At 28.7% G+C, this 1,486-nt stretch carries 1 protein-coding gene; it reads right to left on the reverse strand.

The features are described from left to right. Positions 1 to 346: 346 nt before the first annotated feature. A complete protein-coding gene (locus CKF59_RS04215; RefSeq protein ID WP_119534727.1) occupies positions 347 to 931 on the reverse strand; it encodes a type III toxin-antitoxin system ToxN/AbiQ family toxin in 585 nt (194 codons plus the stop codon). Positions 932 to 1,486 lie beyond the last annotated feature (555 nt).

A 1,486-nucleotide genomic window follows, 5' to 3' on the forward strand; every position in this document is an offset into this window, starting at 1 on the left:
CTATTATACTTTTAAGTACTATTTTAAAGGTATCTATTTTTTAAAATAAGTACTTAATTATTCTTAATTTCAGTGAGTTTTGTTCTTTTGATAGAGTTTTACAAAAACCTAACTACCATTTGACACTTTAAAATAAAAGTAAAAAATCTCTTATTCTTCTTATTTTTTCGTAAAAAACTAGAGCTATCTCTTATAAATTATAAAACTTTTTTCTTTAAGAAATAGCTCTCTGCATGCAGAGAGATATTCCTTATAAACTATAAGTCTTTTTAAGATTAGAACTCATTGAGATTTAATAATTTTTTAGCTTAGGGTTGCGATTTTATTTTCACAGCACTTTTGTCAATTATCTACACTCTTTATCTAAGTTCCTTTCTAAATTCCTTTCCTGCCATAATGCCATAGCTTTTTCTAATTTAGAGTAATTGCAATGAAACCTATGAACAACCTTAGATTCTCTTTGTTGTTCATAAATTGCTCGTGCCTTTTTTATAATTAACTCTTCGATATTTAAACAAAAGTTGTATTCTTTTTGTAAAAGAGCTAAATACTTGTGATCCGTAATTTCAAGAAAATTCACCGGAGCATAAGTACCCTGAGCAAGAGGAATCATTTTCTTAATCTCAATTACCGCTAAAATCTTCTTATACTTATCTCTAGTTTTTACGCAAATCATCTCCTCGCTTACGTCTTCTTTTTCGATATATTCGTAGATAAGAAAATGTTCACGAGAAGAATTTTTGAACTTTTTATGTTTATCTCTCGCTGCCGTAAGTGGAATAAAGTATTCTCTTCCTACTTGTTCAACAATCAATCCAACTAAAGGATAAGACTGTTTACGATTAGAGAGAACACAATAAACTTCAGGGTCAATCTGATATAAGTATTGAAGATAATGAGAATCTACACTATAAAGTTTTAGTTTTGTCATTTTTAGTAGTTTTTTGTTTTGATTTTAATATTGATGAGATCAATTTCTCAACTCGATTTACGATTACCACCTTTTAATAGCCTATATTGATGTTTTCAGACTACAACCTAGATTTTTTTATAAGCTACATAAGGAACATAAGGCAATCTTGAGAAATTACAATTCTTTGAACTTTTGATTAATATGACAAATAACTATTTTCTAAAAGCTTTTACCGCAAAGGTATAAGAAAAATATTTGCCTTAATTAAAAGATATAACTTTAAAAAATTAATTAAAAACCAAACTAAAAAGTACAAGAAAACTGAAAAGTACTGAGAAGTACTTAAAGTATAGATATTAAGGAAGAGTTGAACGGAAGAAATTGGACTGAAAAGATTGAAGAGAAAAATGACAAAAAATTAGATGGGAGTTTGAGTTTATAAAAAACACTCTCCCATCTCATCTTCCAGAAAAACAGCTATAATGCATAATAAAACTCTTTTCTTTAATGCTCCGCCATTGGGATATAGGCTGCGGAACGCCTTCTTTAATGATCCGCCATTGGGATGTAGGC

This window comes from Psittacicella gerlachiana (assembly GCF_003585965.1).
GTDB classification, from domain to species: domain Bacteria; phylum Pseudomonadota; class Gammaproteobacteria; order Enterobacterales; family Psittacicellaceae; genus Psittacicella; species Psittacicella gerlachiana.